Genomic DNA, 19,556 nt, shown 5'->3' with positions numbered 1-19,556 from the left:
CCCGTCACGCAGGCGCGGGCGCGCGGTGGACCGGTCGTCCGGCGCGCGCTCGTGCCGGGCTACTTCTTGGCGGCGGCGTCCGCGTTCGCGTCGACGGTCGCGGTCGCGCTCACGACCGTGCCGTCCTTCGCCGTGAGGGTGAGGCCGTCCTTCTTGACCTCGTACCGGGTCTTGCCCTCGAACAGCTTGAGCAGGTCGCGTTCGGTCTTCGCCTTGGCGCCCGTGCACATCTTGCGGGTCAGCTTCGGCGCGCCGAAGGCGAGGGTGCCGTCGCGCGACTCGGCCTTGCCGGAGACGTCGTTGCAGCCGAGGTTGCCGCGCACGGTGCCGTCCTTGCCGAAGACCAGCCGGGCCTTGCCCGCGACCTGCTTCGGCAGGGGCCGCGCCGAGCCGCCCTTGCCCACGGAGTCCACGGCCCAGACCGTGCCCTGGAGCGGGGCGCCGGGGGCCACCGGCCTGCTGGTCAGGGCGATCCGGTCGCCGTCGGCGTTGGTGAGGGTGAGGCGGTCGTCGTCGACGCTGGCCTTGAGCGTGCCGTCGATGGCGCGGGCGAGGCTGTTCTCGAAGTCGAGCGCCTCGCAGGCCATCTCGGTGTGCACGCCGGGCTTGAAGCGGACGGTGTCGCCCTTCACGGAGACGTCGGCGCCGTAGCCGTTGCAGCCGAAGTTGCCGCCGGTGCCGCCCTTTCCGCCGAGCCGTACGTAGACGTCGTCCGGCGCCTGCTGCTTCTTGCCGTCGACGGTGAGGCTCTCGACGTTCCAGCGCACGCCGGTCAGGGAGGCCTTGGAGGCGGCGGAGCCGGAGTCCCCCTTGGCGGACGTGTCGGAATCTTTCGATCCGGACTCCGAGCCGCAGGCAGCGAGCAGACCTGCGGCGAAGAGAACGGTGAGGGTCTGGGTTACGCGCTGCTTGTACATGTCACTGTGACGGGGCGACGGGCGGACCGGTTCCCCTCGCGCCCACGGTCCTTGGGCCCGCCGCCCGAGGGCCTTCCGGGCCCGCCGCCCAGTGGTCCCGCCGCCGTCCGGCGGTCCCGCTACGACATCAGCGGCAGGAGCCCGCTCAGATCCGCCCGCTCCCCGCTCGCGCCCACCTTCGCCGCGTCGAGTGCGGCGGCCCAGGTCGTCCGTCCCGTCGCGAGCCGGATCCAGGTCAGCGGGTCGGTCTCGACCACGTTCGGCGGGGTGCCTCGGGTGTGCCGGGGGCCCTCGACGCACTGCACCACGGCGTACGGCGGAATCCGCACCTCCACCGCGCCGCCGGGGGCCTTGAGCGCCAGCGTGTCGGCGAGCAGCCGGGTGCAGGCGGCCAGCGCCTGGCGGTCGTACGGGACGTCGAGGCCGGGCACGGCGTCGTTCAGGTCGTCGGTGTGCACGACGAGTTCGACGGTCCGCGTGACCAGGAAGTCGGCGAGGGTCATGCCGCCGAAGCGCATCTGGACGAGGCGGCTGCCGGGCGCGCTGGGCAGCGCCTCCGCGAGCCGGTCGGCGGCCTGCCCGAACAGGGCGTCGAGGTCCGTGCCGCCGCCCACGAGGGCGCGGACGTCGTCGTCGACCTGGCCCGCGGCCGCCGACGTCTGGAACGCCCAGTTCTGCAGGGTGACATCGGCCTTGTCCGGCTCGGGCGCGGCCAGGGCGCGCGCGACCGCGCCGAGCGCCATCGTCAGATGCGCGGCCAGTTCGCGCACGCTCCAGTCGCCGAGCCTGGTGGGCCGGGCGAGTTGCTCGTCCGTCAGGCCCGCGACCGCCTCCCGCACGGTTGCGAACTGGGCGAGGACGGCGGTGCGGATCTTCGTCGGGTCGTAGGCGCGGGCGCGCTTCTTGGCCGGTGGCATAGCCGGAGCCTAAGCCTTGACCGCGAACCCGCTGAGGCCTTTTTCCAGGAGGTCGAAGGCGGCTCTGGCGTGGCGCTCGGTGTCCGCCGCGATCGTGTCCAGCGGCTCCCCGGCCATGCGGCGGCGCATGGCGTCCGAGCAGACCGCGTTGCGTACGCCGATGAGCTGCGCGGCGGCGACCTGGGCGAGCACCGGCTCGACGGTCTCCTCGGCGAGCGCGTCGGCGAGGAGCGTCTGGCCGCGCATGTGGAAGTCGTGCGCCCGCTTGAGCAGGACGGGTGTCTCCAGGATGAGCCGCACCGTCTCAAGGGAGCGCCGGTCGTCGCTGAGGCCGACGGCCGGGGAGCGCTCCGCGATCGCGCCGAGCAGCTGGCGGCGCACGGCGTCCACGGCGGACTCGCCGGGGGCCCGGCCGCGCACCGCGTCGGCGACGTCGGCGACGTGCTCCTCCATCGGCCCGAGGATCAGATCCTCCTTCGTACCGAAGTAGTTGAAGACTGTCATCTTCGATACGTCGGCGGCCTCGGCGATCTCGGCGACGGACACCCTGTCGAAGCCCCGCTCGATGAAGAGGTCCACCGCGGCCCGCCATATGCGCTCGGCGGTCTGTCGCTTCTTGCGCTCGCGCAGCCCGGGCCGACGGGCCTGGGGCGCCTCAGCGGCGGCCAGCGCGTCTTTCTGTGCCATGCTCCGCATTCTATGCGGACGTTTTTTGCCCGAGATCAAACATGTACTGGGTCAGGGATTCACTGGTTCAGGGACTTCAGGGGCTCACCGGCCGCGGGCGCCTCCGCCGTGAAGACCTCCCGGTTGGCGGGCACCCCGATCCCGCGCCAGCGGAACGGGACGCCGCGCGCCGTCTCGATGTCGGGGCCGTCCATGAGCTGGAAGTGCACGTGCGGCTCGGTGGAGTTGCCGGAGTTCCCGCACTGCCCGATGACCTGGCCCACGCGCACCCGGTCCCCGGCGCGCACGGTGAGGGAGCCGCGCCGCACGTGCGCGTACGCGGCGTGGACGCCGTCGCCCAGGTCGAGGACGACGTGGTTGCCGATCACACGGCGGGGCGGGGCGGCGCCGCGCACCGTGCCCTCGACGAAGAAGAAGTAGAGGAGCCCGAGCAGGGAGTTGCGGCTGAGGTGGTCGCGCTGGCCGTCCTGCGCGTGCACCACGGTCGCGTCGGCCACGGCGAGCAGCGGGGCGCCGAAGGCGGGGAAGGCGCTGCCGCGCCGGGCCACGGGCCAGAGCCAGGCGAAGCCGGGCCGCTCCCGCTCGCCGGACGGGTCGCCCTCGGCGGTGATGTCGATGGCGTAGGTCTGGGCGAGGGCGTGCGTGCCGTGGCTCGGCACCTTGTCGGCCGGGCTGTTGAGCGCGGACCAGCGGCCGGTGACCGGGGCCGCCACCTCGACGGGCGCGGGCGGGTCGCTGGCGATCCGCTGCCGCGCGTCGCGCCCCGGCAGCAGGCCGAGGCCGATGGCGGCCACGGCCGGGAGCCAGCCCACCCAGTAGTTGTAGGGCAGGTCCACGAAGAACCCGGCGGTCGCCTGCACGACGAAGACCAGCCACAGGAGGCGGCTGAGGACGGCGGCGAGCTTGCGTATGGACACGGTTGTTCCCCCCTGGCGGTCGTGGTGGGTCAGGGCCGGGCGGCCGCGACGAAGACGAGCAGCGGAACCACTCGGTCCGCCGGCACCTGGTAGCGGCCGCGAGCCGTGGTGTGCAGCCAGCCCGCGCCGGTCAGCTGGCGCAGGTGGTGGTAGATCTGGCCGGTCGTGCCGACCCCGTCGAGCGCGGCGAGCTCCGCGACGGTGCGGCGGCCGCCGAGGACCTCGCGCAGCAGCCGCAGCCGCACGGCGTGGCCGAGCGCGGCGAAGGAGTCGGCGGCCTCGGACCAGTCGCCGTCGAGGAGCACCTCGGTGAACTGGCCGGTCTGCCAGTCGTAGCGCTCCCCGGTGGGCAGCCGCACCGCCCCCGTGTACAGCACGCCGCCGTCGGTGGCGCCGTGCTCGGCGAGCTGCGCCTTCAGGCCTTCGAGGGCCCAGAAGTCGCTCTCGCTCACGGCGGGCGCGGCCTTGTCGTGGTCGCGGCCCGCGCTCTCCAGTGCCGCCATGCGCCGTTCGAGCTCGGCGACGCGTTCCTCCAACTCCATGATCGTAGATTACGTAATTACGTAACTCCAAACAAGTGCAAGCCGCCCGGGGCACCTTCCGGACACGACAGAGACACGACAGAGCCCCCGCCCGGACCGGGTCCGGGCGGGGGCTCGCGTGGGGCTGGCGGGGCGTCCTAGGCGAAGAGCCCGGGAATCGTCTCCGTGTGGGCCGCGCGCAGCTCGCTCAGGGACAGCGCGAACTGGCCCTGCACCACGACGGCGTCGCCGTCCACGACACCGATGCGCGTGGCCGGGAGCCCCCGGGCGCCGCACATGTCGGTGAAGCGGAGCTCCTCGCTGCGCGGCACGGACACGACCGCGCGGCCCGCCGACTCCGAGAAGAGGAAGGTGAACGCGTCGCCCGTGGCGGAGCCACTGTTGGACAGCGTGTCGGGCACGACGAGCCGCGCGCCCTTGCCACCGCGCAGGCACGACTCCACGACGGCCTGCACCAGACCGCCGTCGGACAGGTCGTGCGCCGCGTCGATCATGCCGTCGCGCGAGGCCGAGATCAGGATCTCGGCGAGCAGCCGCTCGCGCTCCAGGTCGACCTTGGGCGGCAGCCCGCCGAGGTGGTCGTGGACGACCTGGGACCAGGCCGAGCCGCCGAACTCCTCGCCGGTGTCACCGAGCAGGTAGAGGAGCTGGCCCTCTTCCTTGAAGGCGATCGGCGTGCGGCGCGTGACGTCGTCGATGACGCCGAGCACGGCCACGACGGGCGTCGGGTGGATCGCCGTCTCGCCGGTCTGGTTGTACAGGGAGACGTTGCCGCCGGTGACCGGCGTGCCCAGCTCCAGACAGCCGTCCGCCAGACCGCGCGTGGCCTCGGCGAACTGCCACATCACGTCCGGGTCCTCGGGGGAGCCGAAGTTCAGGCAGTTGGAGATGGCGAGCGGCCGGGCGCCGGAGGCCGCGACGTTGCGGTACGACTCGGCGAGCGCGAGCTGCGCGCCCGCGTACGGGTCGAGCTTCGCGTACCGGCCGTTGCCGTCGGTGGCCATGGCGACGCCGAGGTTGGTCTCCTCGTCGATGCGGACCATGCCCGCGTCCTCGGGCTGGGCGAGCACGGTGTTGCCCTGCACGAAGCGGTCGTACTGGTCGGTGATCCACGCCTTGGAGGCCTGGTTCGGGGACGCGACGACCTTCAGGACCTGGTCCTTCAGCTCCTCGGCCGTCGCCGGGCGGGGCAGCTTGCCCGCGTCGTCGGCCTGGAGGGCGTCCTGCCAGCTGGGGCGCGCGTAGGGGCGGTGGTAGACCGGGCCCTCGTGCGCGACCGTGCGCGGCGGGACGTCGACGATCTGCTCGCCGTGCCAGAAGATCTCCAGGCGCTCGCCGTCCGTCACCTCACCGATGACGGTCGCGATGACGTCCCACTTCTCGCAGATCTCCAGGAAGCGGTCGACCTTGCCGGGCTCGACGATCGCGCACATGCGTTCCTGCGACTCGCTCATGAGGATCTCCTCAGGAGAGAGCGAGGAGTCGCGCAGCGGGACCGTGTCCAACTCGACGCGCATGCCGCCGGAACCGGCCGACGCCAGCTCGCTGGTGGCGCAGGAGAGCCCGGCGCCGCCGAGGTCCTGGATGCCGTCGACCAGCTTCTCCTTGAAGATCTCCAGGGTGCACTCGATGAGGAGCTTCTCCTGGAAGGGGTCGCCGACCTGGACGGCGGGGCGCTTGGCGGGACCCGTCGACTCGAAGGTCTCGGACGCGAGCACGGAGACCCCGCCGATGCCGTCGCCGCCCGTGCGGGCGCCGTACAGGATGACCTTGTTACCCGCGCCCGACGCCTTCGCGAGGTGGATGTCCTCGTGCTTCATGACGCCGATGCAGCCCGCGTTGACCAGCGGGTTGCCCTGGTAGCAGGCGTCGAAGACGACCTCGCCGCCGATGTTCGGCAGGCCCAGGCAGTTGCCGTAGCCGCCGATGCCCGCGACCACGCCGGGCAGGACGCGCTTGGTGTCGGGGTGGTCGGCCGCGCCGAAGCGCAGCGGGTCCACGACCGCGACCGGGCGCGCGCCCATCGCGAGGATGTCGCGCACGATGCCGCCGACGCCGGTCGCGGCGCCCTGGTACGGCTCGATGTACGAGGGGTGGTTGTGCGACTCGACCTTGAAGGTGACCGCGTAGCCCTGGCCGACGTCGACGACGCCCGCGTTCTCGCCGATGCCGACGAGCATCGCGTCGTTCTCCGGGACCTTCTCGCCGAACTGCTTCAGATGGACCTTGCTGCTCTTGTACGAGCAGTGCTCGGACCACATGACGGAGTACATGGCGAGCTCGGCACCGGTCGGGCGGCGGCCGAGGATCTCGCGGATGCGCGCGTACTCGTCCTCCTTGAGGCCCAGTTCGGCCCAGGGCAGCGCGGTCTCGGGGGTCTCCCCCGCGTGCTTGACGGTGTCGAGGGTCATCGGGCGTCCACCAGTTTCTTCAGGATCGAGGTGAAGAACCCCAGGCCGTCCGTGCGGCCGGTCCCGATCAGCGGCTCCACCGCGTGCTCGGGGTGCGGCATGAGACCGACGACGTTGCCCGCCTCGTTCGTGATGCCCGCGATGTCGCGCAGCGAGCCGTTCGGGTTCACGTCCAGATAGCGGAAGGCGACGCGGCCCTCGGCCTCCAGCATGTCGAGGGTGCGCTCGTCGGCGACGTAGCGTCCGTCGATGTTCTTCAGCGGGATGGAGATCTCCTGGCCCGCTTCGTAGTCGGCGGTCCAGGCGGTGCGGTCCGACTCGACGCGCAGCTTCTGGTCGCGGCAGATGAAGTGCAGGTGGTTGTTGCGCAGCATCGCGCCGGGGAGCAGGTGCGTCTCGGTCAGGACCTGGAAGCCGTTGCAGATCCCGAGGACCGGCATTCCGGCCTTGGCCTGGTCGATGACCGACTCCATGACGGGCGAGAAACGCGAGATGGCGCCCGCCCGCAGATAGTCGCCGTAACTGAATCCGCCGGGCAGCACCACGGCGTCGACCTGCTTGAGGTCCTTGTCCCGGTGCCACAGCGGCACGGCCTCCGCGCCCGCGACGCGCACCGCGCGCTGCGTGTCACGGTCGTCCAGGGTTCCCGGAAATGTGACGACTCCGATTCGGGCAGTCACTTCTGGGCCCCCGCAGGGCTCTCGGTGGCTTCCACCTTTACGACGAAGTCCTCGATCACCGTGTTGGCGAGGAAGGTTTCCGCCATCTCGTGGATACGGGCGAGCGCGGCGTCGTCCACCGGCCCGTCCACTTCGAGTTCGAAGCGCTTTCCCTGACGTACATCGGAGATGCCCTGGAATCCGAGGCGCGGCAGTGCACGCTGCACCGCCTGTCCCTGGGGGTCGAGGATCTCCGGCTTGAGCATGACGTCGACTACGACGCGTGCCACTGGCACTCCCGGTGTGTGGTGCTTGCGTGTGCTGCCAGGCGTGGTGCTGAGCAGGTTCCTTCAGACTACCCGTACAAAAATTCTACCCGCGTAGATTCGTAGCAACATACGTGATGGCAGTCACTCCGACTCAGGGATCGGCCGGTCATCGGGGTGTCGCAAGGGGTGCGTGCGCGAAAAATCCCGGAAAAGATCACAGTTCGCCATTGCGCCGGGCACCGCCCGCCGGACAGTCTGCTGAGGTGCGCCCGCGGGGGCGGCATTCCGGACGGCCCACCCCCGGAACACGCGGTGAGATTTAGCCGACTTCCCGCTTCATTGCCGGGCCCTGTACAAAGGAATTGGCACTAGCCGATACTTTGTCCCAAAACTGCCGGACAGTCGGCATCAGCGCATGTCATATGCGGTGCGGCCGCACGAAAGGACCGATATTCGTGGCGCAGCGTGTCGTGGTCACTCTCTATGACGACATCGACGGCTCAGAAGCGGCGGAAACGGTCGCCTTCGGTCTCGACGGAAGGTCGTACGAGATCGACCTCAACGAAACCAATGCCGAGAAACTCCGCAAGGTGCTGGCCCCCTACCTGGAGGTGGCCCGCAAGAAGTCGAAGTCCGGCAAGGTCTACCGGCACACGGCGGTGACGGCCGACCCGGCCGCCGTGCGCGCCTGGGCCCGCTCCCACCAGCTCGACGTGCCGCCCAGGGGGCGCATCCCGAAGAAGGTGTACGAGGCCTTCGAAGCCGCCAACTGACCTCCGGCCGGGCCCCTCGCCGTCCCCGGCCGGACCCGCCTACAGGGGTGCTGCGCAGCCGACTTGCGCGGCACCCCCGGTGATCAGCTAAAGTCTGGAGCACGCCGAGGGGCGAGGCCGAAAGGCCGAATCCCACAGCAGCGTGCGGGTGTAGTTCAGTAGTAGAACATCCCCCTTCCAGGGGGAAGGCGCAGTGTGCGATCCCTGTCACCCGCTCCACATCGGTCACCGACCACCCTTCCGGGTGCGGTAGGCTGGTGCTCGCACCGATCGGTGAAAGCCGGTCGGGAGCAGATGCGAACGTAGCTCAGTTGGTAGAGCGCAACCTTGCCAAGGTTGAGGTCGCGAGTTCGAACCTCGTCGTTCGCTCCACAAGGAGAGGCCCGGTACCCCAGGTACCGGGCCTCTTGCTGTTCCCGTCTGTCCCGCCTGTGCTGCGGTCTGCGGCTTCTCCGGCTCGCGGCCCGTGAACTGACATTTGTCATGAGCGCCGATGACAGGCCGCACTGCCGGACCGCCCCCGCCCGCGGAACGCTTGAGCCATGACAGAGCACGTGATCGACGTCACCGACCTGCGGCGGACCTACGCGGGCGGCTTCGAAGCGGTCCGGGGAATCTCGTTCGCCGTCGGACAGGGCGAGCTGTTCGCCCTCCTGGGGACGAACGGCGCGGGCAAGACCTCCACCGTCGAACTTCTGGAAGGCCTCGCCGAACCGGCCGCGGGCCAGATCCGCGTCCTCGGCCACGACCCCCACCGCGACCGGGCCGCGGTGCGCCCGCGCATCGGCGTGATGCTCCAGGAGGGCGGCTTCCCCTCCGAGCTGACCGTCACCGAGACCGCGCGCATGTGGGCCGGGTGCACCAGCGGGACCCGGCCCGTCGCCGAGGCCCTGGAGGCCGTCGGACTCGCCAGGCGCGGCGACACCCGCGTGAAGCAGCTCTCCGGCGGCGAGAAGCGCAGGCTCGACCTCGCCATGGCGCTCATGGGCGAGCCCGAGGTCCTGTTCCTCGACGAGCCGACCACCGGGCTCGACGCCGAAGGCCGCCGCGAGACCTGGGAGTTGGTGCGCGCCCTGCGGGACAACGGCACCACCGTGCTGCTCACCACGCACTACCTGGAGGAGGCCGAGCAGCTCGCCGACCGCCTCGCGATCATGCACGAGGGCCGCATCGCCGCCTCCGGACGCGTCGCCGACGTCGTCGCCACCCAGCCCTCGCAGATCTCCTTCGACCTGCCCGACGGCTACTTCCCCGGCGACCTGCCGCCGCTCGCCGACCTCGGCGTGAGCGACCACGAAGTGGTGGGCCGCACGGTACGGCTGCGCACCAACACCCTCCAGCGCTCCGCGACCGAACTGCTCGTCTGGGCCCAGCGGACAGGCGTCGAACTGCGCGGGCTCGACATCCGCGCCGCCTCACTCGAAGAGGCCTTCCTGCGGATCGCCCGGGACGCGACGGCCGCCGACGCCACGGCCGAGACCAAGACCACGGCCACAGCCACGGCCACGGAGGCATCGGCATGAGCACCCTGACCACGACCCGCCCCGCGCGGGAGCGCGCCGCGCGCACCACCCCCGCCGGGCGCATGCGGGCCCTCGCGCGCGCCGAGCTGACGCTGTTCGGGCGCAGCAAGGGCGTCCTGTTCACGGCGGTCGCCGTGCCGCTCGTGCTGCCGTTCAGCCTGAGCTCCAGCATGGACACCATGGACCTGAAGGAGCACGGGCTGTCCGTCGGGTCGATGGTGCTGCCGTCGGCGATCGGCTTCTCGCTGCTCTTCGCCGTGTACTCGGCGCTGGTCAGCGTGTACGCGGCCCGGCGCGAGGAGCTCGTACTGAAGCGGCTGCGGACCGGTGAGCTGCGGGACCGGGAGATCCTCGCGGCCGCGGCGCTTCCGTCGGTCGCCGTCGGGCTCATCCAGAGCCTGGTCCTGATCGGCGCCTGCGTCGCGCTGCTCGACGTCGGCGCCCCGAGCGCGCCGCACTACGTCGTCCTCGGACTGCTTCTCGGCCTGCTGCTGTGGCCGCTGCTCGCCGCCGCCACGTCGGGCTTCAGCCGCAGCGTGGAGAGCGCGCAGGTGGCGGCGATGCCGCTGCTGATCATCTCGATGCTGGGCTCGGGCACCGCCGTACCGCTTGAGCTCATGCCGGACGGCCTCGCGTCCGTCGCCGAACTCCTTCCGCTGTCGCCCGTCGTCGAGCTGATCCGCGGCGGCTGGACGGGACACCTGTCCGGCGGGGAGGCGCTGGAGGCCCTCGCCGTCGCGGTGGCCTGGACCGCGCTCGGCGTGTTTGCTGTACGCCGGTGGTTCCGCTGGGAACCGCGGCGCTGAGGAGGGGATCGAAGTGGTCGGCCGCATACGGGGCTTGCCGCGCGCCTGGTGCGAGCGGAGCAAGATCGAACGGGTCGAGCTCCAGTCGATGGCCGTCTGGCACGGCATGCCCTGGCTGCTCTATCTGAGCTGGGGTTCGCTCCCGCTCGGTCTGAGCCTGCGGCCCGGACCGCCCGCGCAGATCCTCGGCTGGGCGCTGATCGCGACGTCCGCCGCGCAGTGCCTGCACGTCAACCGGAGCCTGCGCCGGAGCCTCGACCACTACCTGGGGCGCGCGGAGCTCCCGGCGCGGGACCTCGCCGTGTCCCGCGCCCTGCTGGTGATCGCGCTCGGCCTCGCCTTCGCCCTGGAGGCCGTCGACGGCGTCGAGGACGGCATGCTCGGCCTCGCCACCGCCTTCCTCGTCTTCCCGTACGGCTCGGCGCTCGCCTTCGCGCTGCCGCTGCGGGACTTCGGCGTGCGCCTCGCCTTTGTCGAGGTGGTCGCCGTGGGCGGCTTCGCCGCGGTCGGCGTGCGCGGCGGAGGGCTGCTCGGCCTGGCCGCGAGCGTCGCGTTCGGCGCGGGGATCGCGCTGTTCAGCACGCGCTGCGGGGCCTGGACGCTCTCGGTGATGTGGGAGGCCGACCGGGCCCGCGAGACGGAGGCCCGGCTCGCCGTCGCCGAGGAGCGGCTGCGCTTCGGCCGCGACCTGCACGACGTGATGGGGCGCAACCTCGCCGTCATCGCCCTCAAGAGCGAGCTGGCCGCGCAGCTGGCCCGGCGCGGGCGGCCCGAGGCCGTGGACCAGATGGTCGAGGTGCAGCGGATCGCACAGCAGTCGCAGCGGGAGATCAGGGAGGTCGTACGCGGCTACCGCGAGGTCGAGCTCGGCGTGGAACTCATCGGGGCCCAGGGCGTCCTGGAGGCCGCCGGGATCCCCTGCCGGGTGACCGGGGAGCCCGCGGGCCTGCCGGCCGCGGTGCAGTCGGCCCTCGGCTGGGTGGTGCGGGAGGGCACCACGAACGTACTGCGCCACGGCGACGCACAGCACTGCGCCATCACCGTGTCGGTCACGGAAGGACAGACGACGTTGACCATCGAGAACGACGGGGTGCCCGAGGGCCGCGCGGCCAGCGGCGGCACCGGGCTCCCGGGCCTGCGCGAACGCCTCGCCGCCGTGGGCGGCACCCTGGAGCACTGCGCCGACGGCGGCCAGTTCCGGCTCACCGCACGGGTGCCGGTGTCCCCCGGGACGGACCCGGACGACGAGGCTGCGGACGTGCTCCTGGCCGGGGCCCCGGGAACGAGGGCGTCATGACCGTGCGCGTGCTGCTCGCCGACGACGAGCACCTGATCCGCGGCGCCCTCGCCGCCCTGCTCAGCCTGGAGGACGACCTCGCCGTCGTCGCGGAGGCCGCGTCCGGCCCCGAGGCGCTCGCCATGGCCCGGGCCCACCGGCCCGACGTGGCCGTGCTCGACCTCCAGATGCCGGGGGCGGACGGTGTGAGCGTGGCCACATCCCTGCGCGACGAACTCCCCGGCTGCCGGGTCATGATCGTGACCAGCCACGGCCGTCCAGGCCACCTCAAGCGGGCGCTCGCGGTCGGCGTGCGCGGGTTCGTACCGAAGACGGTGAGCGCCCAGCGGCTCGCCGAGATCATCCGCACCGTCCACGACGGACGGCGGTACGTGGACCAGGAGTTGGCGGCCGACGCGATCTCCGCGGGGGACTCCCCGCTGACCGCCCGCGAGGCCGAGGTGCTCGAACTCGCCGCCGACGGCGCACCCGTCGCGGAGATCGCCGAGCGCGCCTCGCTGTCCCAGGGAACGGTCCGGAACTACCTCTCGTCGGCGGTCACCAAGACCGGTGCCGAGAACCGGCACGCGGCAGTGCGTCTCGCCCGCGAGCGAGGTTGGGTATAGTAGCTATCGCGCTTCGGCGCAGCGCGGACGTAGCTCAGTTGGTAGAGCGCAACCTTGCCAAGGTTGAGGTCGCCAGTTCGAACCTGGTCGTCCGCTCAAGTGAAGCCCCCCGGTTCTGCGAACCGGGGGGCTTCGTCGTGCGCCCGGCTACCAGGCGGTGCCGGTGAGGCGCTCGTACGCCTCGATGTACTTGGCGCGGGTCGCGGCCACCACGTCCTCGGGCAGCGGCGGGGGCGGCAGCTCGCCGTGGCGGTCCCAGCCGGACGCGGACGACGTCAGCCAGTCGCGGACGAACTGCTTGTCGAAGGACGGCTGGGCGTGGCCCGGCTCCCAGGTGTCGGCGGGCCAGAAGCGGGACGAGTCCGGCGTCAGGACCTCGTCGGCGAGGACCAGGGCGTCGCCCTCGAAGCCGAACTCGAACTTCGTGTCGGCGAGGAGCACGCCCCGGTCGCGCGCGATGTCCCGGGCCCTGCCGTAGACGGCGAGGGTGGTCTGCCGCAGCTGGGCCGCCGTCTCGGCGCCGACCTGGCGGGCCACCTCCTCGTACGAGACGTTCTCGTCGTGCTCGCCGACCTCCGCCTTCGTGGCGGGCGTGAAGATCGGGGCGGGCAGCTCGGAGCCGTCGGTGAGGCCCTCGGGCAGCGCGAGGCCGCAGACGGTACGGGTCTCGTTGTACTCGCGGAGGCCCGAGCCGGTCAGATAGCCGCGAGCCACGCACTCGACGGGCACCATCTCCAGGCGCTTGCAGATCAGCGTGCGCCCCTCCCAGTCGGCGGGAGCGCCGGGCGGCAGCTCGGTGGAGAGCACGTGGTTCGGGGCGATGTCGGCGAGCTGGTCGAACCACCACAGCGACAGCTGGGTCAGCACCCGGCCCTTGTCGGGGATCTCGGTGGGCAGCACCCAGTCGTAGGCGGACATGCGGTCGCTGGCGACCATCACGAGGTCGCCCGCCTCGTTCTGGTACAGCTCGCGCACCTTGCCGGTGTGCAGATGCACCAGGCCCGGAACCTGGATCGGCTCGGGCTTTTCGACGAATCCGGACACGGTTCCTCCCCGTGGTTCTGTCCAAGTGCTCCGATTCTCCCGTATGCGGGGAGTGGTCTTGGCCAAGGGTTGGCCGAGTCCCGACGGCCGCGGCGGCCCGCCGGGCCCGCGCCGGGGTCAGTCGCGCTTGCAGATCCGGTCGAGGAGGTTGGCGGTGGCGCGCTGGATCCGGGCGTCGATGTGGCCGGGCCGGTCGAGCGCCGGGGACCAGGCGAAGGTGCCCGAGGCGAAGACGAGCGCGCCGGACGGGGCGCGGTACAGGGAGGTCTCCTGGTGGCGGACGGTTCCCTCGCTGTCCTCGTACGGGGAGTGCGCGAGCAGGATGCGGTCCTGGTGCTCGGGCAGCGCCGTGCGCGGGAAGTAGCGGTCGGCCTCGCCCGCGACCAGGCCGTCGATGCCGTCGCCCTCGTGCGCGCCGGTGGCCTCCCACAGCCAGTGGTCGGCGTTGCGGACGATCAGCGGGTGCGGCTCGGGGACCCGGCCCGCGTACTGGATGCCCATCAGCTGCTGCTCGGGGGCGTCGATCTCCCGCCACAGCGCGGCCTTCCCCGGGCCGCGGCGCTTGCGGCAGGTCAGCAGGCGGTCCGGGACGCCGGACGGGGACGGGCCCGACTCCACCTGCCAGTACATGGTGTTGGCGGAGAGGAAGACCAGCGAGGTGCCGTTCTCCCGGGCCAGTTCGGCGGTGCGGCGCATCGCGACGGACCAGTACTCGTCGTGGCCGGGGAAGACCAGGCCGCGGTAGCGGGTGGGGTCGATGCGGCCCGCGTGCAGGTCGCGGGCGTCGGCGTAGGCGAGGTCGTAGCCGTACCGCTCGGCCCAGCGGATGAAATCGTAGGCGTGGCCGACGTGCAGGGGCAGGCCCGCGCCCGCGTACGGCCGGTCGAAGGAGACCGTGACGGCGGCCTCGCCCTCGCCGAGGAGCCGGCCGTGCTCGTCCCAGGCGTGGTAGAGGCTGGCGCCGGTGCGGCCGTCCTCCGGGTAGAGGTTGTACGCCTGCCAGGTGATGTCGGGGAGCACGACGAGGAGGTCGGCGGACGGGGCGCGGCCGAGCTCGCCCTGGACGAGGCTGTCGCGGACGGTGAAGGGCACGTGGGAGCGGTAGCCGTCGGCGGTGGTGAGGACGGCGACGTACGCGCCGATGTTCCAGTACGCCGGGATCTGCAGGCGCCAGGAGAGCCACCAGTGGTGGCAGGAGACCGTGCGGTCGGCGGTGAGCGGCGGGGGCTGCACGATGCCCGCGAGGCGGGGGCTCGTGGTGATCTTCGCGGCGCCGTCGCCGCCGTAGTGGCCGATGCGGTAGATGTCCACGCTGAACTGCTGCGGCGGGTCGACCGTGATGTGGAAGTCGAGCGCCTCGCCCGGGGCGGCGGCTCCGGTGCTGGTGAAGCCCTTGATCTGGCGGTGCACGTCGTCGGCGGTGCGGGGGCCGCCGCCGGGGCGGCGGGCCGGGAGGTGGCCGGGGCCGGTGGCGCCGGGCGCCGGGGCGTGGTCGACGTACCAGGGGACGACCTGGCCCGTGTCGTCGAAGTAGTGCTCCGCGCCCCGGAGCCAGGGCAGCGGGCCCTGGCCGAAGGGGTCGGTCACGGCGTGGGCGAGGGCGCCCGACTCCCAGCGGCGGATCGGCTCCGGTCCCATGCGTTGTCCCCTCCCTCGCTCCCCCGAGCCTGTTCTCCGCCGCTGCGTGGTCGATGGCTCCGTGCCGGTGCGGAGGCGGAGCCGCCGCGGTCCGCGGCGGTCTTTCCCTTTCTTCGCGGTCCCAGCACATCACATTACGCACGCGGTCCGTCACCGTTCGTCGTGAATTAACGAGACCGGCGCTGACTGGAACGTTTCGCTCCGGGCGCGGGCGCGGAAGCGCTCCGGGCGCGGGGCCTCTAGACGAGACGCAGGGGCCTCTAGACGAGGCGCAGGGGCTTCTCCGGGCGGATGCCCTGGGCGGTGAGCCAGGCGCGCAGCGGCTCCGGGTCGCCGTCCTCCACGAGGGTGAGCACGCGCGGGGTGAGGTCGGCCGCGCGCTCGCCGTCCATCAGCAGGGAGGGGCCGTCCAGCCAGTCGAGGCCGGGGGCCGCGCCCGCGGTGTCTATGGCCGCGCAGCACACCATCGCCGCTACGTGGTCGGTGAGCAGCTCGCGGCCGGACCGGGGCGGCTGGAGCGGGAACAGGGGCAGCGCGCCGTCGTCCCAGAGCGCGTCGTCCGGGGACTGGCCGGTGGGGGCGGGGCGTGGCGGGGCGGCGGCCTCCTCGCGGGCCAGCTCGGCGCTGAGCCCGGCGGCGAGCTGGCCGCCGCGGCCTTCGTCGGCGTCCTCGCGGTGCGCGTCGTCGTGGTCGTCGGCTTCGGGCCAGGCTTCGGCGGTGTCGGGGGCCTCGGCGGTCTCAGGGGCCTCGGCGTCGGAGGCTTCCAGGGCGGCGGAGGCGCGGCGGCGGGCCGCCCGCTCCGGGTCCGTCAGATGGTCGAGGACTCGGCCGAGCGTCGGCCCCTCGGGGTCGGGGGCCTCGGGGTCGAAGGAGCGGCTGACGCCGAGGGAGTCGAGCACGCGGTGCAGCCGGGCCGCGTCCATGCGCCACTTGCGGTCGACGATCTCGTCCGGGTACTCCTGCCAGGCCACCGGGGCCCAGCCGGGGCCGGACTCGGCGGGGCCGCCGTGGAAGAGCCGGGCGGCGAGCAGCGACGCGGCCTCGTCCACCACGCCGGGCTCCTCCAGGAGGTCGCAGGCGGGGCGCTCGCCGAGCCGCGAGGCGAACCCTTCGGCGAGGCGGTCCCTGCGGGACAGCTCGGTGAGCGCCGAGACCACGCCCGCGTCGAGCCGCGAGGGCCAGCGGCCCATGCGCCAGGCGGGCAGCGCGACCCGGGTCAGGAGCCGGTCCCAGCCCGCGTAGGCGAGGCCGACCTGCTCCTGGGCGACGATCCGCGCGCCGTAGTCCACGGTCTGGGCGCGCTCGGCGGCGGCGGCCGCGACGCCGCGCTCCATCTCGGCCGCGTGCATCCGGCAGCCGCGGAGCAGCAGCCGCGCCACCCAGCCGACGCCGCCGAGGACGGTGCGCGTGATCGGGCCGCGGCCGGGCGCGGAGGCGACGGCGACGGCCGCGTCCAGACCGCGCACGAAGCGGCGGGCGGCGGCTATGTCCGGGTGGGCCGAGGGGCCCGTGCCCGCGACGACGGGGGCGAGGACCGCGCGCAGCTCGCCGACCCGCATCCACCACAGGAAGGGCGAGCCGATGACGAGCACGGGGGCGGCGGGGGCGCGGCTCCTGGGCGGGCGGCCGTCGCGTATCCCGGTGCCGAGGTCCGGGTCGTCGTCGGCGGCGCCGCTCGCGGGGGCCGGGCCCGTCCCTTCGCCCGGGGACGCCTCGGCCTCGCGGCGGCGCGCGCACGCGTCGTGGGCCGGGTGGGTGCGGTCCTCCAGCCAGCTGTCGCAGTCCGGGGTGAGCGCTATCGCGGAGGGGGCGGGGACGTCCAGGCGGTCGGCGAGGTCGCGCACCAGGCGGTACAGGTCGGGTGCGGCGGCTTCGCTGATCGGGACCGTGGGGCTCAGGGCGGGCCGGGCGCGGGCGACGACCAGGGCGACGATCGAGGCGGCGACGAGGGCGAGCACGGCGAGCACCGTGACGACCCAGCGGGCCGCGGCCCAGGCGGCGCCCTCGACGTGGCCCGTCACCGCGGCGGCGAGCAGGACGACGGCCACGGCCGCGGGCAGCAGGGCGACGGCCAGCGCCCTGCCGCGGATGCGCAGCACGGCGAGAGCCCGGGAGCGCGCGGCCTGCGCGCCCGCCTCCTCACCCATACCTGACACGACCGAAGACACCCCCTGCTGCCTCACAGCTCGGCCGTCGGCCGGAGCCGGCGGCGCACGTCGATGGCGTTGCTCACTCCCCCACTGTGGCACCCGCCACTGACATCGCAATGCCGGTGGGCTGTTTGGCTATGGGTGCCGGAACGCCTGCGCCGCACCCTAGTTGGGGCGCAGGTCAGCGTCAGCCGGATGGACCAGCGGTCACCCGATGGAATGGCTTTGGGTAAAGCTGCCCGCCAGGTAACGGCGCAGCGAGGCGGCCAGGTTCCCGGCGAACGCCCGCTGCCCTTCGGCGCCGATGAGGTCGAGGGACAGATAGGGATTGAGGTCCTCCAGCTCGACCAGGAGCAGCCGTCCGTCCGGCGCCCGGCAGGCGTCGACGCGCTGGATGCCGTACGGGAGCGTGTTCCAGTCGACGAACCCGCGCGCGAACTCCAGGTCGTCGTCCGTCGGAGCGTACGGTTCGAGCTCCCAGCGCCGGTCGGGGCGGGGTGCGTACAGCGCGTACTGGAAGGCGTCGTCGATGAAGTAGAAGGACACCTCGTAGCGGAAGTCGATCCGGGGCTGCGCGAGGAGTCCGCCGCCCGTGGTGAACTCCAGGCCCGCGAGCTCCTCGCGGCCGACGGTCCGCAGGCCGATGGAGTCGGCGCCGAGCTTGGGCTTGACGACGTACGACGCGGCCTCGGGGAGGCGGTGGAGGTCCTCGCGGCGGTCGACGGTCGGGATGACCGGCAGCCCCTCGGCGGTCAGGTCGACGAGGTACTGCTTGCCCGCCATGTCGGCGCGGCCCGTCAGCGGGTTGTACACGCGCACGCCGTCCCGCAGCGCGCGGTCCCGGAAGGCGTCGTACGCCTCCTGGTAGTGGATGACCGGTCCGCTGTTGCGTACGACGACGAGGTCGAAGTCATCCATCAGGGCGGCCGCGTCCAGCGGGTGGCAGAGCGCGACGTCCATGTCGTCGAGGTGCTCGCGCAGGCGGGCGGACAGCTGGATGTCCTCGTCGCAGTAGCGCCGCCCGCGCGCCTCGTAGGCGAGGTCGGTGACGTAGAGGAGGCGGGGGCGCGGACGAGTCGAGGCCATGGCCTTACGTTACGTCACCACCCGGTCGCCCCCCGGCTACTCGGCGGCGGCGCGCTCCGCGATGTCCGTGCGGTGCTGGGAGCCGTCCAGGCTGATGCGGGACACCGCCGTGTACGCGCGCTCGCGGGCCTGCGTCAGGTCGGCGCCGGTCGCGGTCACGGACAGCACGCGGCCGCCCGCGCTGACGACCGCGTCGCCCTCGCGCCTGGTGCCCGCGTGCAGGACGTACGCGTGCGGGGCGTCGTGCGCCGCGACCGCGTCGAGGCCCACGATCGGGTCGCCGGTGCGCGGGGTGTCCGGGTAGTTGTGCGAGGCGATGACGACCGTGACGGCCGCGTCGTCGCTCCAGCGCAGCGGCGGCAGATCGGCGAGCGTGCCGTTCGCGGCGGCGAGCAGGACACCCGCGAGCGGGGTCTCCAGGCGGGCGAGGACGACCTGCGTCTCGGGGTCGCCGAAGCGGGCGTTGAACTCGATGACGCGCACGCCCCTGCTGGTGATCGCGAGCCCCGCGTAGAGGAGGCCGACGAACGGGGTGCCGCGCCGCCGCAGCTCGTCGACGGTCGGCCGCAGGACCGTGTCGAACACCTCGTCGACGAGCTTCGGGTCGGCCCACGGCAGCGGCGAGTAGGCGCCCATGCCGCCGGTGTTGGGGCCCTCGTCGCCGTCGAGCGCGCGCTTGAAGTCCTGGGCGGGGCGCAGCGGGACGACCGTCTCGCCGTCGGTGACGGCGAACAGCGACACCTCGGGGCCGTCGAGGAACTCCTCGATCACGACGCGGCCGCAGCCGCGGGCGTGCTCCCTCGCCTGCTCGATGTCGCTGGTGACCACGACGCCCTTGCCCGCGGCGAGGCCGTCGTCCTTGACCACGTACGGCGGGCCGAAGGCGTCGAGCGCCTCGTCGACCTCCGCCTCGGTGGTGCAGACGTACGAACGTGCCGTGGGCACCCCGGCGCCCGCCATCACGTCCTTGGCGAAGGCCTTGGAGCCCTCCAGGAGCGCGGCCTCCTTGGACGGCCCGAAGCACGGGATGCCCGCCTCCCGCACGGCGTCGGCGACTCCGGCGACGAGGGGCGCCTCCGGCCCCACCACGACGAGGTCGGCCCCCAGCTCACGGGCGAGCCCGGCCACGGCGGCGCCGTCCAGGGCGTCCACCGGGTGCGGCTCCGCCACCTCCGCGATGCCGGCGTTGCCGGGGGCGCAGTGCAGGGCGGTGACCGCCGGGTCGAGGGACAGGGAGCGGCACAGGGCGTGTTCGCGGGCACCGCTGCCGATGACGAGGACCTTCACGGGGTCAGCCTAGCCCGGCGGGGCGGGT

Annotated in this window: 18 protein-coding genes and 3 tRNA genes; 8 read left to right on the top strand and 13 right to left on the bottom strand. The window is 72.8% G+C overall.

Going from position 1 to position 19,556, the window contains the following annotated elements:
- Positions 1-59: 59 nt before the first annotated feature.
- The 8 genes from ACIG3E_RS06695 to purS form a co-directional block, all read right to left on the bottom strand.
- Entirely contained in the window at positions 60-917 is an 858-nt protein-coding gene (locus ACIG3E_RS06695; protein ID WP_399612054.1) for an META domain-containing protein, read from the bottom strand.
- Between the two features lie 119 nt (positions 918-1,036).
- The gene (locus ACIG3E_RS06690; protein WP_399612052.1) at positions 1,037-1,834 is read right to left on the bottom strand and encodes a sterol carrier family protein; all 798 of its coding nucleotides are present in this window, start codon (positions 1,832-1,834) and stop codon (positions 1,037-1,039) included.
- A gap of 9 nt (positions 1,835-1,843) precedes the next feature.
- Positions 1,844-2,521: a TetR/AcrR family transcriptional regulator gene (locus ACIG3E_RS06685; RefSeq protein WP_399612050.1), complete on the bottom strand. Its 678-nt coding sequence runs from the start codon at positions 2,519-2,521 to the stop codon at positions 1,844-1,846.
- A gap of 59 nt (positions 2,522-2,580) precedes the next feature.
- The gene (locus tag ACIG3E_RS06680; protein WP_399612048.1) at positions 2,581-3,438 is read right to left on the bottom strand and encodes a M23 family metallopeptidase; all 858 of its coding nucleotides are present in this window, start codon (positions 3,436-3,438) and stop codon (positions 2,581-2,583) included.
- A 29-nt stretch (positions 3,439-3,467) separates the two neighbouring features.
- Complete coding sequence (locus ACIG3E_RS06675) at positions 3,468-3,980, bottom strand: ArsR/SmtB family transcription factor (protein ID WP_399612046.1); 513 nt, start codon at positions 3,978-3,980, stop codon at positions 3,468-3,470.
- A 137-nt stretch (positions 3,981-4,117) separates the two neighbouring features.
- Positions 4,118-6,391, bottom strand: a complete 2,274-nt coding sequence (gene purL / locus ACIG3E_RS06670) for a phosphoribosylformylglycinamidine synthase subunit PurL (RefSeq protein ID WP_399612043.1) — start codon at positions 6,389-6,391, stop codon at positions 4,118-4,120.
- Entirely contained in the window at positions 6,388-7,071 is a 684-nt protein-coding gene (purQ, locus tag ACIG3E_RS06665) for a phosphoribosylformylglycinamidine synthase subunit PurQ (protein ID WP_030685673.1), read from the bottom strand. The genes purL and purQ overlap by 4 nt, the downstream gene beginning before the upstream one ends.
- A complete protein-coding gene (gene purS, locus ACIG3E_RS06660; RefSeq protein WP_399612041.1) occupies positions 7,068-7,340 on the bottom strand; it encodes a phosphoribosylformylglycinamidine synthase subunit PurS in 273 nt (90 codons plus the stop codon). Before purS ends, purQ begins: the two co-directional genes overlap by 4 nt.
- Before the next feature lie 434 nt (positions 7,341-7,774).
- Between purS and ACIG3E_RS06655 the strand changes: the two genes are divergently transcribed.
- The 8 genes from ACIG3E_RS06655 to ACIG3E_RS06620 all read left to right on the top strand — a co-directional run bounded on the left by ACIG3E_RS06655 (position 7,775) and on the right by ACIG3E_RS06620 (position 12,419).
- Complete coding sequence (locus tag ACIG3E_RS06655; RefSeq protein WP_399612040.1) at positions 7,775-8,092, top strand: Lsr2 family protein; 318 nt, start codon at positions 7,775-7,777, stop codon at positions 8,090-8,092.
- 144 nt (positions 8,093-8,236) lie between these two features.
- Positions 8,237-8,311 (top strand) — tRNA-Gly (locus ACIG3E_RS06650).
- A gap of 77 nt (positions 8,312-8,388) precedes the next feature.
- Positions 8,389-8,464, top strand: a tRNA-Gly gene (locus ACIG3E_RS06645).
- 170 nt (positions 8,465-8,634) lie between these two features.
- Positions 8,635-9,615 carry an ABC transporter ATP-binding protein gene (locus tag ACIG3E_RS06640; RefSeq protein WP_399612037.1) on the top strand — a complete coding sequence of 327 codons (981 nt, stop codon included), beginning with the start codon at positions 8,635-8,637 and terminating at the stop codon, positions 9,613-9,615.
- Positions 9,612-10,421: an ABC transporter permease gene (locus ACIG3E_RS06635; RefSeq protein WP_399612035.1), complete on the top strand. Its 810-nt coding sequence runs from the start codon at positions 9,612-9,614 to the stop codon at positions 10,419-10,421. The genes ACIG3E_RS06640 and ACIG3E_RS06635 overlap by 4 nt, the downstream gene beginning before the upstream one ends.
- 13 nt (positions 10,422-10,434) lie before the next feature.
- Positions 10,435-11,718 carry a sensor histidine kinase gene (locus tag ACIG3E_RS06630; RefSeq protein ID WP_399612032.1) on the top strand — a complete coding sequence of 428 codons (1,284 nt, stop codon included), beginning with the start codon at positions 10,435-10,437 and terminating at the stop codon, positions 11,716-11,718.
- Entirely contained in the window at positions 11,715-12,323 is a 609-nt protein-coding gene (locus tag ACIG3E_RS06625) for a response regulator (RefSeq protein WP_399612029.1), read from the top strand. Before ACIG3E_RS06630 ends, ACIG3E_RS06625 begins: the two co-directional genes overlap by 4 nt.
- 23 nt (positions 12,324-12,346) lie before the next feature.
- Positions 12,347-12,419: transfer RNA gene (locus tag ACIG3E_RS06620), tRNA-Gly, on the top strand.
- A gap of 51 nt (positions 12,420-12,470) precedes the next feature.
- Here ACIG3E_RS06620 and ACIG3E_RS06615 read toward each other — a convergent pair.
- The 5 genes from ACIG3E_RS06615 to purD form a co-directional block, all read right to left on the bottom strand.
- Positions 12,471-13,367: a phosphoribosylaminoimidazolesuccinocarboxamide synthase gene (locus ACIG3E_RS06615; protein ID WP_399612026.1), complete on the bottom strand. Its 897-nt coding sequence runs from the start codon at positions 13,365-13,367 to the stop codon at positions 12,471-12,473.
- A gap of 117 nt (positions 13,368-13,484) precedes the next feature.
- On the bottom strand, positions 13,485-15,005 hold the full coding sequence (locus ACIG3E_RS06610; RefSeq protein WP_399612023.1) for a N,N-dimethylformamidase beta subunit family domain-containing protein: 1,521 nt from the start codon (positions 15,003-15,005) through the stop codon (positions 13,485-13,487).
- A 260-nt stretch (positions 15,006-15,265) separates the two neighbouring features.
- On the bottom strand, positions 15,266-17,152 hold the full coding sequence (locus ACIG3E_RS06605; RefSeq protein ID WP_399612198.1) for a hypothetical protein: 1,887 nt from the start codon (positions 17,150-17,152) through the stop codon (positions 15,266-15,268).
- A gap of 210 nt (positions 17,153-17,362) precedes the next feature.
- Positions 17,363-18,241: a hypothetical protein gene (locus ACIG3E_RS06600; protein ID WP_399612021.1), complete on the bottom strand. Its 879-nt coding sequence runs from the start codon at positions 18,239-18,241 to the stop codon at positions 17,363-17,365.
- 36 nt (positions 18,242-18,277) lie between these two features.
- Positions 18,278-19,528, bottom strand: a complete 1,251-nt coding sequence (gene purD / locus ACIG3E_RS06595) for a phosphoribosylamine--glycine ligase (RefSeq protein WP_399612019.1) — start codon at positions 19,526-19,528, stop codon at positions 18,278-18,280.
- Positions 19,529-19,556: the final 28 nt, after the last annotated feature.

Origin of the sequence: Streptomyces sp. NPDC053474, from assembly GCF_044544845.1 — a bacterium.
Lineage (GTDB): Bacteria > Actinomycetota > Actinomycetes > Streptomycetales > Streptomycetaceae > Streptomyces.
Note: the sequence above shows the minus strand (reverse complement) of the source record. Positions and strands in the feature narration are given on the sequence as shown.